Source organism: Mesorhizobium sp. WSM4904, assembly GCF_029674545.1.
Taxonomy (GTDB): Bacteria; Pseudomonadota; Alphaproteobacteria; order Rhizobiales; family Rhizobiaceae; genus Mesorhizobium.
The window spans coordinates 2532897-2547696 of sequence record NZ_CP121354.1; the positions used below are offsets into that span (position 1 = coordinate 2532897).

The following is a 14800-nucleotide window of genomic DNA, read 5'->3' on the forward strand; positions in this document are numbered from 1 at the left end:
AGTCGAGTAGCAGCTCCGCAGTTGCCAAGCCGGCAGGCTTATGGTGACAATCAAACAGGAACAAACCTGCCGCCAAGAGCAGGCTCTCTCAATGGGGTAATCGTGCCGGAACAACCGGATAAGAAAGCGATCGAAGTTCGCGGTGTACGCAAGGTATTTGGAACCGGTGAAAACCAGGTAGCCGCTCTCGACACGGTTTCGGTGTCGATCCGCGAGAACGAATTCTTCACGCTGCTCGGCCCGTCCGGATGTGGAAAGACGACGCTGCTGAGATTGATTGCCGGCTTCGATTTTCCAAGCGCCGGCGAAATCCTGCTGCACGGCCAGGACATCGCACCGCTGCCGCCCTTCAAGCGCCCGGTCAACACGGTCTTCCAGAGCTATGCGCTGTTCCCGCACATGACGGTGGCGCAGAATATCGGCTTCGGGCTGGAGATGCTGGGCAAGCCGAAGGCCGAGATCGAGGCGCGCGTCGCCCAGATGCTGAAGCTGGTCAAGATGGAGGCGCTGAAGGCGCGCCGCACCAGCCAGATTTCCGGCGGCCAGCAGCAGCGCGTGGCGCTCGCCCGGGCGCTGGCGCCGCAGCCGAAGGTGCTTTTGCTCGACGAGCCGCTGTCGGCGCTCGACTACAAGCTGCGCAAGGAAATGCAGATCGAATTGAAGCGCCTGCAGCACGAGACCGGCATCACCTTCATCTTCGTCACGCACGACCAGGAAGAAGCGCTGACCATGTCCGACCGTATCGCGGTGATGTCGGCCGGCAAGATCCTGCAGGTCGGCACGCCCTGGGATATCTACGACAAGCCGGCGGAGTGCTTCGTCGCCGACTTCATCGGCGAGACCAACTTCCTCACCGCGGCCATAGACAGCATGGGCAATGGCAAGGCTCGCGCGACGCTGAAATCCGGTGCGACGATCGACGCGACCGTGGCTGAGGGTTTCGCGCCGAAGGGCAATGCCACGGTCGTGGTCCGGCCGGAGCACGCGAAACTGACCAGCGGTAAGGGCGACCTGTCAGGGACGGTCGAGAATATCGTCTATTTCGGCACCGACACGCATATCCATGTCCAACTGGACAGTGGCGAAGCGTTTACCGTGCGCCAGCAGAACACGCGCAGCGCGGGCTGTGGATTCGAACGCGGCGACAAGGTCGGCATCGTGATCGGCAACGATGCCGCGCAAGTGCTGAGGGACTGATGGCAACCGCGGAACAAGTCGCCAAAGAGGCGGAACGGCGTGACATCCGCACACGCTGGCTGCTTTCGGCGCCGGCGCTGATCATCATCTTCCTCGCGGCCACAGGGCCATTGCTGATCGTGCTGGTCTATTCGGTGCTGACGCCCGGCCCCTACGGGGACGTGAAATGGCAATTCTCGCCGGAAGCCTGGGTGTCGGTGGTCATGGAGCGTGACATCTTCGACGACACACTTTCGCTCGCTGCCGCCCATGTCACCATCTTCTGGCGCTCCATCAAGCTGGCAGTGGTGACAACGATCGCTACTTTGGCGCTCGGATTCCCCACCGCTTATTTCATGGCCACACGCAGCGAGAAAACGCGCGACATCTGGCTGTTCCTCATCACCATTCCGTTCTGGACCAACCTGCTCATTCGCACGTTCGCGGTGCTGCAGATCATCCGCAACGAGGGCATCATCAACACTATCCTCATCAAGCTGGGAGTCGTCTCGGCCCCGATCCAGATCCTGTTCACCGATACCGCGATCCTTATCGGCATGGCCTATGTCTACCTGCCGCTGATGGTGCTGCCGATCTATGCCAGCATGGAGAAGCTCGACTTCCGGCTGGTCGAGGCGGGCTACGACCTTTATGCCAATCGTTTCCAGGTGCTGAGGCGCATCATCTTCCCGCTGGTCAGGCCTGGTGTCATTGCCGGCTCGATCCTGGTCTTCATTCCGGCGATCGGCGCCTATGTGACGCCCAGCGTGCTCGGCGGCGGCAAGAACATGATGCTTTCGAATCTGATCGAGCTGCAGTTCGGGCAGGGCCGCAACTGGCCGCTCGGTTCGGCGCTATCGATCACCGTCATGATCATTGTCATGGTGGCGCTGCTGGCCTATGTGCGAAACGCCGGGCGGATGGAGGTGCGCCATGGCTAATTTCTCCATCAAGCACCAGCCCGGCTTCACGGCCGTCGCCACGACCTGTTTCGTCGTTCTCTACATGCCGATCGTCGTGCTGGTCGTCTACGCGTTCAACGCTGCGACATCGACCTCCGAGTGGGGCGGCTTCTCGCTGAAATGGTTCCAGTCGGCGTGGCAGAATACGCAGGTCATCGATGCGACCCTGCTATCCTTCCAGATCGGCTCTGTAGCCGCCGTGCTTGCAACCATCGCTGCCACGATGGCCGCGCTGGCGACCACACGGACGGTGCCGTATCGTGGACTGACCTTCAAATATGCGGCGATCAACCAGCCGCTAATGGTGCCGGAGATCGTTACCGGTGTGGCGCTGCTGATCTTCTTCTCGCGTATCAAGATATCCACCGGCTACTCCGGCCTCGGTTATCTCATCGCTGCGCATACGGCGTTCTGCATTCCCTTCGCCTATCTGCCCATCCGGGCGCGACTCGAAAATATGGACCTGACGCTGGAGCGCGCCGCGGCCGATCTTTATGCGACGCCCTGGCAGGTCTTTCGGCGCATAACGCTGCCGCTGCTGTGGCCCGGAATCCTGGCAGGGCTGATGCTGGCCTTTGTCATCTCGCTCGACGACGTCGTCATCACCGAGTTCGTCAAGTCCGGCGGCCAGGACACCCTGCCCACCTACATGCTCGGCCAGATACGCCGAGGCATAACGCCCGAGATCAACGCGATATCGACCGCTTTCCTGCTGCTTTCGGTCGCGATCGTCACGTTGTTTTTCTTCGTCAGCAGGAAACAAGACTGAACCGATAATGGGAGACAAAGCATGAACTGGAAGACAACAGCGACCGCAATCGGGCTGACGTTGCTCGCCTCAACAAGCCTCGCTCGCGCTGACGGCGTTCTGAACATCTACAATTGGGGCAACTACACCAGCCCGGACGTGATCAAGAAGTTCGAGCAGAAATACAACGTCAAGGTGACCATCACCGACTACGATTCCAACGACACGGCGCTGGCCAAAGTCCGCCAGGGGGGCACCGGGTTCGATATAGCGGTGCCGTCGCAGACCTTTGTTCCGATCTGGATCAAGGAGGGCCTGCTGCTCGAGACCGATCCCGGCAAGATGGAAAACTTCAAGAACGTCGCGCCGGAATGGGCCAATCCCGAATTCGACCCCGGCCGCAAATATTCGGTGCCGTGGGCCTGGGGCACGGTCGGCGTCGTCGTCAACACCGATGTCTACAAGGGCCCGTCCGATACCTGGGGGATCGTGTTCAACACGCCCGACGAGCTGAAGGGCAAGGTCAACGTCGTTCCCGAAATGAATGACGTCATCTTCGCGGCGATCAAATATGTCGGCGGCCAGCAATGCACCGACGACAAGGCGGTGCTGAAGAAGGTGCGTGACCTCCTGGTGGCGGCCAAGCCGAACTGGATCGCCATGGAATACAATACCATCGAGAAGATGGGCGCCGGCGATTTCAAGGCGACCAGCGACTGGAACGGCTCGGCGCTGCGCCAGCGCCTGGCCCACCCGGCCATCCACTACTTCTATCCGAAGGAAGGCTTCGGCCTGTGGAGCGACAATGTGGTCGTTTTGAAGGAAGCCAAGAATGTCGAAAACGCCAAGCTGTTCCAGAACTTCATCATGGATCCGGAAAATGCGGCCGGGCTCTCGGCCTTCCATCGCTATGCCAACGGCATCGCCGGTTCCGACAAATACATGCCGGCTGATATGAAGGATGCGCCGGAAGTGATCATTCCGGCCGACGTGAAGGCGAATGGCGAATTCCAGAAGATGTGCCCTCCGGAAACGCAGGAACTCTACACCAAGATCTGGACCGAACTGCAGAAGTGAATGCGTCCCGACGGACCCGGCGGCGCATGCCGCCGGGTCGTGTCCATCTCGTCGGGAAGTTCATCATGACCTCTTATCGCAACTCCGATCCGCGGCCGCCGATCATGCAGGGCTCGCCGCCGAAGCTGATCCCTCCGAAGCTCGATTGGGACAGAGGCCCTTGGAATCGCTGGGCCTTTCAGAACATCCGCGAGGTCCTGCCGACCGTCGAGGTCTGGCGCGGCCACGGCCACCGCCATCGCCTCGACCGTGCCGAGGTCGATCTCGACGATCTGCCGGTGATGGACAGCGCGGGCGCCGCGACGACGCTCGCCGGCCTGCTCGACGAGACCTACACGGACGGCTTCCTGGTGCTCAAGGACGGCAGGATAGCCTATGAGCGTTACTTCAACGGCATGGACGAGCGCACGCTGCATCTGTCGCAGTCGATGGCGAAGTCGGTCACCGGATCGGTGTTCGGCATCCTGGTCGGACGCGGCCTGATCGACCCGGCCAAACTGGTGACCGATTATCTTCCGGAGCTCGGCGCGACCGCTTGGGCCGGCGCCACCGTGCAGCAAGTGCTCGACATGACGACGGGCGTTCGCTTTTCCGAGGAGTATACCGATCGCTATTCCGAAATCGGCCAGGTCGATGTCGCCAGCGGCTGGAAACCGGTGCCGCCGGGCAGCGATCCCGACTTCCAGTGGCCTTCGCATATGTTCGAACTGATCCTGCGGCTGAAGGACAAGGTCAGGCCGCATGGCGAGGCTTTCGAATACCGCTCGATCGAGACCGACGTGCTGGCCTTCATCATGGAGCGAGTGACCGGCAAGCGCCTGGCGCAGCTGGTCTCGGAAGAGCTCTGGCAGAAGCTCGGCGCCGAGGAGAGCGCCTGCTTCACCGTAGACAGCGCCGGCTATGCGCTGGCCGAGGGCGGCTTCAACGCCACGCTGCGCGACTACGGCCGCTTCGGCCAGCTGATCCTCGACAATGGCGGCGGGGTGATCCCGCCCGACTGGATCGAGGCGACGCGCACCGGCAGGCACGGACCGGATTTCAGCCCCAGCCTGCCGGACGGCAGCTATCGCAACCAGTTCTGGATTGAGGATCCGCGCTCGCGCGCGCTGATGTGCAAGGGCGTGTTCGGACAGATGATCCATATCGGCTGGGAGCACAGGATGGTCGTGGTGAAGCTCTCGACCTATCCGGATTTCGTCAACGCCGCCTATTCGGTGGCGACGCTGAAGGCGGTGCACGCCATCGCGGCGGCGCTCGCCTGAAAATCTGCGATAAAACACCGGAGACAATCGTGACCGGCAAGACTGCGTTCGAGACCAAATACGGCTTTGCCCGCAAGGATGTGCGGCTCGACAACTGGCGGCTGAGGCCGTTCAGCCAATGGTCGTTCCAGAACGTCGGCGAGCTTGTCCCGTCGGTGCATGTTGCCGCGGCGCCCGGCGGAGAGGCGCAGGCGAAGCCTCTCGGTGCGCTGCTCGAAGAAAAGGTCTCGCTTGCCGGCGGGCCCGAAACCGTCGAGGCTTTCCTCAAACGCTCCGACACCGACGGGCTGGCGATCATGAAAGGCGGCAAGCTGGTCGGCGACTGGTCGGCACCGCAGATGGCGTTCGGAGCGCGGCACATCATCTTCTCGATCAGCAAGTCGGTGACCGCCATTCTGGCCGGCATTCTGGAAGGCGAGGGGGTATTCGATCCTGAAGCGCCGGTAACGCGGTACATCCCCGGGGCCAAGGGGTCGGCCTATGGCGATGCCAGCGTGCGCAACGTGCTCGACATGACGGTCAGCCTGGATTTCGAGGAGGCCTATCTCGATCCGGAAAGCGCCTTTGCCCGCTATCGCCGCGCGACGCTGTGGAATCCCGGCGGTGGAGCTGAAAGTCTCGCGACCTTCCTGTTGACGCTACAGCGTCTGGCCGAGCCGCATGGCCAGACCTACCGCTACCGCTCGCCCAATTCAGATATGCTCGGCATCCTGGTGGAGCGGGCATCCGGCAAGCGCGTCAGCGACCTGCTCGGCGAAAAACTATGGCTGCCGCTTGGTGCTGCTAGCGAAATGTCGGTGACGGTCGACATGGAAGGCACGGCGCGCACCGCCGGCGGCATGTCGATGACGCCGCGCGATCTTGCCCTGATCGGCGAGATGATGCGGCAGGGCGGGGTGGCCAATGGCCGCCGCATCGTGCCGGAGGCCTGGGTACGCGATACGGTTGCCGCCGGCGGCAGCTATGAGGCGTGGCGGCGTGGCACGATGGCGTTCCTTTTCCCCGAAGGCCGCTATCGCAACAAGTGGTACCAGGCGGGCACGGCAAGCGGCGCCTTCTGCGGCATCGGCATCCACGGCCAATGGATCTACGTCAACCCCCGGGACGAGGTGGTGGTCGCCAAGATGTCGTCGCAGCCGGAGCCGGTGGACGACAAGCTCGACCTCGATATCGTTGCGTTTTTCGAGGCGCTGAGCGGCATGGTCTGAGGGGCGTGATCGCTGATGTCGGCCGATTGTCGATGTCGGCGCTGCCCCTCATCCGCCTGCCGGCACCTTCTCCCCGTATAGTGACGGGGAGAAGGTGAGCTGGCCGCTACCTCTGTGCTTATTTTCCAACGCTGCCGATTGGCGAAGCCGGCGATGGGAGCGACCCTCTCCCCGTCACTATACGGGGAGAGGATGCCGGCAGGCAGGTGAGGGGCAGCGCCAGCCTTCGGCAGTAATCGTTCCGCGCAGTAGTCGAGAGACCTGGTTTAGCGCAGTCACGGCAACGCGCTTTCCTGTGGACCTTTCCGCCGGCTGAGAACAGCGCGGTTGGCGGGCGGGGTGTCCCGGCCTATGGTCACCGCTCTTTTTCGACAGGGACCGGCATGGCATCGGATATCAAGCGCATCGCAGCAATCATCGCGGCCGAGATCGGCTCGCGGCCGGAGCAGGCGGCAGCGGCGATCGGGCTGCTCGACGAAGGCGCTACGGTGCCGTTCGTGGCGCGCTACCGCAAGGAGGTCACCGGCGGGCTCGACGATACGCAGTTGCGCGATCTTTCCGAGCGGCTTGCCTATCTGCGCGAGCTCGATGCGCGCCGCGAGACGATCCTCGGCTCGATCCGCGAGCAGGGCAAGCTGACCGAGGAGCTCGAGGCCAAGATCACGGCGGCGACGACCAAAGCCGAACTGGAGGACATCTACCTGCCCTATAAACCCAAGCGCCGCACCAAGGCGGAGATCGCCAAGGAACGTGGGCTCGGGCCGCTCGCCGAGGCGATCCTTGCCGACCGTTCGGCGGTGCCGACAGAACTCGCGCTCGCCTACGTCACGGAAGAGGTGCCGGACGCCAAGGCGGCGCTCGAAGGGGCGCGCGACATCCTGTCGGAGCAGTTCGCCGAGAATGCCGACCTGGTCGGCAAGCTGCGAGGCTATATGAAGGAACGCGCCTTCCTGCGTGCCAAGGTCGTCGACGGCAAGCAGGAAGCCGGCGCCAAATTCTCGGACTATTTCGACCATGTCGAGCGTTGGGCGGGCGTTCCCAGCCACCGCGCCTTGGCCATGCTGCGCGGCCGCAACGAAGAGGTGCTGTCGCTCGACATCGAGGTCGATGCCGACGACGCCTCGCCGGTGAAGCCGGTCGAGCGCATGATCGCCAACGCCTATGTGATCGGCGCCAGCCTGCCGGGCGACAAATGGCTGATGGAGGTGGCCGGCTGGACCTGGCGGATAAAGCTGTCGCTGCATCTGACGCTCGATTTGATGCGCGACCTGCGCGAACGGGCCGAGGAAGAGGCGATCCATGTCTTCGCCCGCAATCTGAAGGACCTGCTGCTCGCCGCTCCCGCCGGCTCGCGTCCAACCATGGGTCTCGATCCGGGTATTCGCACCGGCGTCAAGGTGGCGGTGGTCGATGGCACCGGCAAGCTGGTGGCGACGACGACGGTCTATCCGTTTCCGCCGAGGAACGATGTGCGCGGCACCCAAGCCGAACTCGCCGCGCTCATCCGCCAGCACAAGGTGGAGCTGATCTCGATCGGCAACGGCACCGGCAGCCGCGAGACCGAGAAGCTGGTGGCCGACATGTTGTCGGACCTGCCCGCCGCTTCCGGACCGAAACCGCTCAAGGTGATCGTCAGCGAGGCGGGCGCCTCGGTCTATTCCGCTTCTGCCACGGCGGCAGCCGAATTCCCCGGCCTCGACGTGTCGCTGCGCGGCGCAGTGTCGATCGCGAGACGCCTGCAGGATCCGCTGGCCGAGCTGGTCAAGATCGAACCGAAGTCGATCGGCGTCGGCCAGTACCAGCACGATGTCGACCAGTACCGGCTCGGCCGCTCGCTGGAAGCGGTGGTTGAAGATGCGGTCAACGCCGTCGGCGTCGATCTCAACACCGCCTCGGCTCCGCTTTTGGCGCGCGTTTCGGGGTTGGGACCGTCGCTTGCCGAAGCGATCGTCGCGCATCGTGACGCCGGTGGTCCCTTCGCTACGCGCCGCGATCTGTTGAACGTGGCGCGCCTCGGACCACGCGCGTTCGAGCAATGCGCCGGCTTCCTGCGCATTGCAAACGGCACCGAGCCGCTCGATGCTTCCTCGGTTCACCCGGAAGCCTATGGCGTGGCGAAGAAGATCGTCGCCGCCTGCGGCCGCGATGTGCGCTCACTGATGGGCGACAGCGCCGCGCTGAAGGCGCTCGACCCGTGCGTCTTCGTCGACAAGCGCTTCGGCCTGCCGACGGTGCGCGACATCATTGCGGAATTGGAAAAGCCTGGACGCGATCCACGCCCCGGCTTCAAGACGGCGACCTTTGCCGAAGGCGTCGACGACATCAAGGATTTGAAGCCCGGCATGCTGCTCGAAGGCACGGTCACCAATGTTGCGGCCTTCGGCGCCTTCGTCGACATCGGCGTGCATCAGGACGGGCTGGTGCATGTCTCGCAATTGGCCGACCGCTTCGTCAAGGACGCGCACGAGGTGGTGAAGGCGGGCGACGTCGTCAAGGTGCGGGTCGTCGATGTCGACATCAAGCGCAAGCGCATCGGGCTGTCGATGCGCAAGGATGGTGGCGAGGGCGCGTCACGCGGCGGTCAGCGCGATCAGGGCGGCAAGCCGGCGCCGCGCTCGTCGGCACCGCATCGGCAACAGGAACGAACGGCGCACCAGGGCGCCTTCGGTGCTGCTTTGGCGGAGGCGATGAAGCGCAAATAGCTACCACGCCAGAACAGCCGGTTCCTTCTCGACTTGACCCAGCAGCCAGTCGCGGAAACTGGCGACCGGCGGGTGGCCGCGCTTGTCGTGCGGCACGACGAGGTAGTAGGCGCTGCGGCTCTGCATCGGCAGGCCGGGCGCCGGCACGAGCTGTCCGCGCTGCAATTCGCCCGATATCAGGATCTCCGGCAGCAGCGCCACGCCGAGCCCGGCCATGCAGGCTTGAGCGACGGTGCCGAACTGCTCGAACTGCATGCCTGGCCCGGTCGGTGCGCTGAGGCTCTGCGCTTCGAACCATTCGCTCCAGGCGCCCGGGCGCGTCGCCATGTGCAGCAGCGGCAAGCGGCTGATATCGGCCGGCGTGGCGATCTCGCGGCTGGCCAGGAATTCGGGCGAAACGACGGGCATCACCGTCTCGCGCATCAAAAGCGTGCAATCGGCGTCCGGCCAGTCGGGCATGCCATGGTGGATCGCGGCGTCGAGGCGCTCGCGCGCGAAGTCGAAGCGGCCGATACGGGTGGCGAAGTTGATGGTGATGTCCGGGTGGCGGGCGACGAAATCCGGGATCAGCGGCATCAGCCAGCGCGTGCCGAAGGTTGGCAGGATGGCAAGGTTGAGGACGCCGCTATGCCGATTGCTCATCAATCCAAGTGCGGCATCGCGCAACAGGCCGAGCGCCGAACGAACCGCCTCGGCATAGATCTCGCCGGCCGTCGACAGCCTGACGTTGCGGCTGTCGCGCTCGAACAGCCGGCGGCCGAACTGTTCCTCGAGAAGACCGATCTGCCGGCTGACGGCACCTTGGGTCAGATCAAGCTCGCGGGCGGCGGCGGTGAAGGAGCCGAGGCGCGCCACCGCCTCGAAGGCGGCAAGCGCGGCGGTGTTCGGCAGCAGACGGCGCTGGACGTTCATAATCTATTACTAACGCTCATTGATCCGTGATGCAATTTCGTTTGATTTTTTCCATGTGGAGGCGGATAAGCCGGGCACCTCAAAATATTGCCGGGAGAGCGGGCCATGGCCGCCGAGAAGAACGCCTTCGTCTGGAACGATCCTTTCCTGATCGAGGACCAGCTTTCGGAAGACGAACGCATGGTGCGCGACGGCGCGGCCGCGTTCGCGGCCGACAAGCTCGCGCCGCGGATCGAGGAAGCCTATGCCGACGAGAAGACCGATCCGTCGATCTTTCGCGAGATGGGCGAGGCTGGGCTGCTCGGCATCACCATTCCGGAGGAATATGGCGGGCTCGGCGCCAACTACGTGACCTACGGGCTGGTCGCGCGCGAGGTCGAGCGCATCGATTCCGGCTACCGCTCGATGATGAGCGTGCAGTCGTCGCTGGTCATGTATCCGATCCATGCCTACGGCTCGGAAGAGCAGCGCAAGAAGTACCTGCCGAAGCTTGCCTCCGGCGAATGGATCGGCTGCTTCGGCCTGACCGAGCCGGATGCCGGCTCCGATCCGGGCGGCATGAAGACGCGCGCCGAGAAGACGGCGGATGGCTACAAGCTTTCGGGCTCCAAAATGTGGATTTCCAACGCGCCGATCGCCGACGTCTTCGTCGTCTGGGCAAAGTCGGCGGCACATGACAACCAGATCCGCGGCTTCGTGCTGGAAAAGGGCTTGAAGGGGCTTTCGGCGCCGAAGATCGGCGGCAAGCTCAGCCTCCGCGCGTCGATCACCGGCGAGGTGGTGATGGAAGGCGTCGAGGTCGGCGAGGAGGCGCTGCTGCCCAACGTCTCGGGCCTGAAGGGGCCGTTCGGCTGCCTCAACCGGGCGCGCTACGGCATTTCCTGGGGCGCGATGGGCGCGGCGGAGGATTGCTGGCACCGGGCGCGGCAATACGGCCTCGACAGAAAACAGTTCGGCAAGCCGCTCGCCGGCACGCAGCTCTTCCAGAAGAAGCTCGCCGACATGCAGACCGAGATCGCGCTCGGCCTGCAGGGGTCATTGCGCGTCGGCCGGCTGATGGACGAAGGCAAGATGGCGCCGGAGATGATCTCCATCGTCAAGCGCAACAATTGCGGCAAGGCCCTCGACATCGCCCGCCAGGCACGCGACATGCATGGCGGCAACGGCATCCAGATCGGCTATCACGTCATGCGCCACGCGCAAAACCTGGAGACGGTCAACACCTATGAAGGCACGCATGACGTGCACGCGCTGATCCTGGGACGCGCGCAGACGGGCATCCAAGCGTTCTTCTAAGCCGGCAACGCTGCTTAAATTAGGTGCAGCGCAACATCTCTGCTTGGAGAATGGCCAGGACTTGTGTCAGATTCGGCGAATTGAAACGCCGAACTCCGGGGCACCATGGCGATACTGGCAGCCGTCCACCACCTGACCCACTATAAATATGACCGGCCGGTGGTGCTCGGTCCCCAGGTGATCAGACTGCAGCCGGCGCCGCATTCGCGCACCAAGGTGCTCAGCCACTCGCTGAAGGTCGAGCCGAAGAACCACTTCGTCAACCTGCAGCAGGACCCGTACGGCAACTTCCTCGCCCGTTTTGTCTTTCCCGAGCCGGTAACGGAGCTGAAGATCGAGGTCGACCTCGTCGCCGACATGACGGTCTACAATCCGTTCGACTTCTTCGTCGAGGAATCGGCCGAGAACTTTCCGTTCGAGTATCCGGAAGAAATCAGGCAAGACCTCGCCATCTATCGGGCGCCGGAGCCGGCCGGGCCGTTGCTGTCGAAATTCCTGGAAAGCATCGACCGCAGCCCGACAAACACCGTCAATTTCCTTGTCGGCCTCAATGCACGGCTGCAGCGCGAAATCGCCTACATCGTGCGCATGGAGACGGGCGTCTATTCGCCGGAAGAGACGCTTGCCGCGGGCAAAGGTTCGTGCCGGGATTCGAGCTGGCTTCTGGTGCAGATCCTCAGGAATCTCGGCATCGCCGCCCGCTTCGTCTCCGGCTACCTGATCCAGTTGAAGCCCGACCTCGTCTCGCTCGACGGGCCGCCGGGCACCTCGGTCGATTTCACCGACCTGCACGCGTGGTGCGAAGTGTACATTCCGGGCGCCGGCTGGATCGGCTTCGACCCGACCTCGGGCCTGCTTACCGGCGAGAGCCATGTGCCGTTGGCGGCGACGCCGCATTTCCGCAATGCCGCGCCGATCTCCGGCATGGCAAGCTTCGCCAATGTCGATTTCAGCTTCGATATGCGGGTCGATCGCATCGCCGAGCATCCGCGCATCACCAAGCCGTTCTCGGACGAGAGCTGGGAAGCGCTCGATGCGTTGGGCAACAAGGTCGATGCGGTTCTGCAAGCGCAGGACGTGCGGCTCACCATGGGCGGTGAGCCGACCTTCGTGTCGATCGACGATTTCGAGTCCGCCGAATGGAACACGGCCGCCGTCGGTCCGACCAAGCGCGACAAGGCGGACCAGCTGATCCGCCGGCTGCGCGAACGCTTCGCGCCGGGCGGTTTTCTCCACTACGGCCAAGGCAAGTGGTATCCGGGCGAGAGTCTGCCGCGTTGGACCTTCTCGCTCTACTGGCGCGCCGACGGCGAGCCGGTGTGGCGCGATCCGTCGCTGATCGCGCGAGAGAACGGCAATATCGAGGTCGGGCCGGAGCAGGCCGAAAGCCTGCTCAAAGCGATCGCCGGCGAGCTCGGCATCGAAAAGTCGATGGTCAGCGAGGCTTACGAAGATCCGGCCGAATGGCTGCTCAAGGAAGGCAAGCTGCCGGACAATGTCGATCCGTCGAATTCGAAGCTGGAGGATCCGGAAGAGCGCAGCCGCATGGCGCGCGTCTTCGAGCGCGGCTTAACCAAGCCGTCGGGCTACGTGCTGCCGGTCCAGCGCTGGAACAGTCAGGCCGCCGGGCAACGCTGGCGTTCGGAGAAATGGAAGACGCGCCGCGGCCGCCTGTTCCTGGTTCCGGGCGATTCTCCCGTCGGCTACCGCTTGCCGCTCGGGGCGCTGCCTTACGTGCCGCCGGCGCAATTTCCTTACATCGTGCCGGTCGATCCGTCGGTGCCGCGCGGCGCGTTGCCGGTGCGGGACGCCATTCTGCAGGAGGCTCCGGCAGGTGGGGCGGACGACATCGCCCGGCAGCAGCCGGAGGCCTCGTTCACGGCGGCTACCGCGCAGCAGGACCGCGTCGAGCAGCAGCTGACCGAAATCGGCGGCGCGGTGCGCACCGCGCTCACCGTCGAGCCGCGCGACGGGCGGCTCAGCGTGTTCATGCCGCCGGTCGAGGCGCTGGAAGACTATCTCGAATTGGTGGCGGCGGCCGAGAACGCGGCCAAGGCCATCGGCCTGCCGGTGCATATCGAGGGCTACGCACCGCCGCACGACCCGCGCCTCAACGTCATCCGCGTCGCGCCCGATCCCGGCGTCATCGAGGTCAACATCCACCCGGCCGCCAACTGGCAGGAATGCGTCACCACGACGACCGCTATCTACGAGGAGGCCAGGCAGTCGCGGCTCGGCACCGACAAGTTCATGATCGATGGCCGCCATACCGGCACCGGCGGCGGCAATCATGTCGTGGTCGGCGGAGCGACGCCCAATGACAGCCCGTTCCTGCGCCGGCCGGACCTGTTGAAGAGCCTGGTGCTGCAGTGGCAACGGCATCCTTCGCTTTCCTACCTGTTCTCCGGACTGTTCATCGGCCCGACCAGCCAGGCACCGCGCATCGACGAGGCGCGGCACGATTCGCTCTACGAGCTCGAGATCGCGCTGGCGCAGGTGCCACACCCGGACAAGGGTGAGGCGCCCTTGCCGTGGCTGGTCGACCGGCTGTTCCGCAACCTCTTGACCGACGTGACCGGCAACACGCATCGCTCGGAAATCTGCATCGACAAATTGTTCTCGCCGGACGGTCCGACCGGCCGGCTCGGCCTAGTCGAGTTCCGCGGTTTCGAGATGCCGCCCAATGCGCGCATGAGCCTGGCGCAGCAATTGCTTGTCCGCGCCATCATCGCGCGCGCGTGGAAGAACCCGCTCGACGGCCGTTTCGTGCGCTGGGGCACTTCGCTGCACGACCGCTTCATGCTGCCGCATTATGTCTGGGCGGATTTTCTGGACGTGCTCGAGGATCTGAAGCTCAACGGCTTCGACTTCCGCCCGGAATGGTTCGCCGCCCAACTCGAATTCCGCTTCCCGTTCTGCGGCGAAGTGCAGCATGCCGGCGTCAAGCTGGAGCTCAGGCAGGCGCTGGAGCCCTGGCACGTGATGGGCGAGCAGGGCGCCATCGGCGGCACGGTCCGCTTCGTCGATTCCTCGATCGAGCGGCTGCAGGTGAGGACCGAAGGCCTCAACCCGGAGCGCCACGCCATCGTCTGCAACGGCCGCATCGTGCCGATGAAGGTGACCGACAGCAGAGAGGTCGCGGTGGCGGGCGTGCGCTTCAAGGCCTGGCAGCCGGCATCCGGCCTGCATCCCGCCCTGCCGGTCAACACGCCGCTGGTCTTCGACCTCTACGACCGCTGGTCGGGACGCTCGGTCGGCGGCTGCGTCTATCACGTCGCGCATCCGGGCGGTCGCAATTACGACACCTTCCCCGTCAACGGCAACGAGGCCGAGGCGCGGCGGCTTGCCCGCTTCGAGCCGCGCGGCCATACGCCGGGCGGCTATGTGCTGCGCGACGAAGAAGGCTCTGAAGACTTCCCGATGACCCTTGACCTGAGGCGGCCGGCGAGATTCTGAT

The 14800-nt window shown here is 64.1% G+C and carries 10 protein-coding genes; 9 read left to right on the forward strand and 1 reads right to left on the reverse strand.

Annotation, left to right across the window (positions count from 1 at the left end):
* Positions 1-102: 102 nt before the first annotated feature.
* The 7 genes from QAZ47_RS12100 (at position 103) to QAZ47_RS12130 (ending at position 9135) form a co-directional block, all read left to right on the forward strand.
* Positions 103-1197: an ABC transporter ATP-binding protein gene (locus tag QAZ47_RS12100; RefSeq protein WP_278233388.1), complete on the forward strand. Its 1095-nt coding sequence runs from the start codon at positions 103-105 to the stop codon at positions 1195-1197.
* Entirely contained in the window at positions 1197-2117 is a 921-nt protein-coding gene (locus tag QAZ47_RS12105; protein ID WP_278233389.1) for an ABC transporter permease, read from the forward strand. The genes QAZ47_RS12100 and QAZ47_RS12105 overlap by 1 nt, the downstream gene beginning before the upstream one ends.
* Positions 2110-2907, forward strand: coding sequence for an ABC transporter permease (locus tag QAZ47_RS12110; RefSeq protein WP_278233390.1), 798 nt, complete (start codon positions 2110-2112; stop codon positions 2905-2907). Before QAZ47_RS12105 ends, QAZ47_RS12110 begins: the two co-directional genes overlap by 8 nt.
* A 21-nt stretch (positions 2908-2928) precedes the next feature.
* Positions 2929-3963 (forward strand): extracellular solute-binding protein, encoded by a 1035-nt coding sequence (locus tag QAZ47_RS12115; RefSeq protein ID WP_278233391.1) that lies wholly within the window; start codon positions 2929-2931, stop codon positions 3961-3963.
* A gap of 65 nt (positions 3964-4028) precedes the next feature.
* Positions 4029-5225: a serine hydrolase gene (locus QAZ47_RS12120; protein ID WP_278233392.1), complete on the forward strand. Its 1197-nt coding sequence runs from the start codon at positions 4029-4031 to the stop codon at positions 5223-5225.
* 29 nt (positions 5226-5254) lie between these two features.
* Complete coding sequence (locus QAZ47_RS12125) at positions 5255-6433, forward strand: serine hydrolase (RefSeq protein WP_278233393.1); 1179 nt, start codon at positions 5255-5257, stop codon at positions 6431-6433.
* A 383-nt stretch (positions 6434-6816) separates the two neighbouring features.
* Complete coding sequence (locus tag QAZ47_RS12130) at positions 6817-9135, forward strand: Tex family protein (RefSeq protein ID WP_278233394.1); 2319 nt, start codon at positions 6817-6819, stop codon at positions 9133-9135.
* On the opposite strand, the gene QAZ47_RS12135 is transcribed toward QAZ47_RS12130, so the two are convergent.
* Positions 9136-10047: a LysR family transcriptional regulator gene (locus QAZ47_RS12135; protein WP_278233395.1), complete on the reverse strand. Its 912-nt coding sequence runs from the start codon at positions 10045-10047 to the stop codon at positions 9136-9138. It lies immediately after the preceding gene.
* Positions 10048-10152: 105 nt separating this feature from the next.
* Between QAZ47_RS12135 and QAZ47_RS12140 the strand changes: the two genes are divergently transcribed.
* Together QAZ47_RS12140 and QAZ47_RS12145 are read left to right on the forward strand one after the other, a co-directional pair.
* Complete coding sequence (locus QAZ47_RS12140) at positions 10153-11343, forward strand: acyl-CoA dehydrogenase (RefSeq protein ID WP_278233396.1); 1191 nt, start codon at positions 10153-10155, stop codon at positions 11341-11343.
* Between the two features lie 105 nt (positions 11344-11448).
* Entirely contained in the window at positions 11449-14799 is a 3351-nt protein-coding gene (locus tag QAZ47_RS12145; protein ID WP_278233397.1) for a transglutaminase family protein, read from the forward strand.
* Position 14800 lies beyond the last annotated feature (1 nt).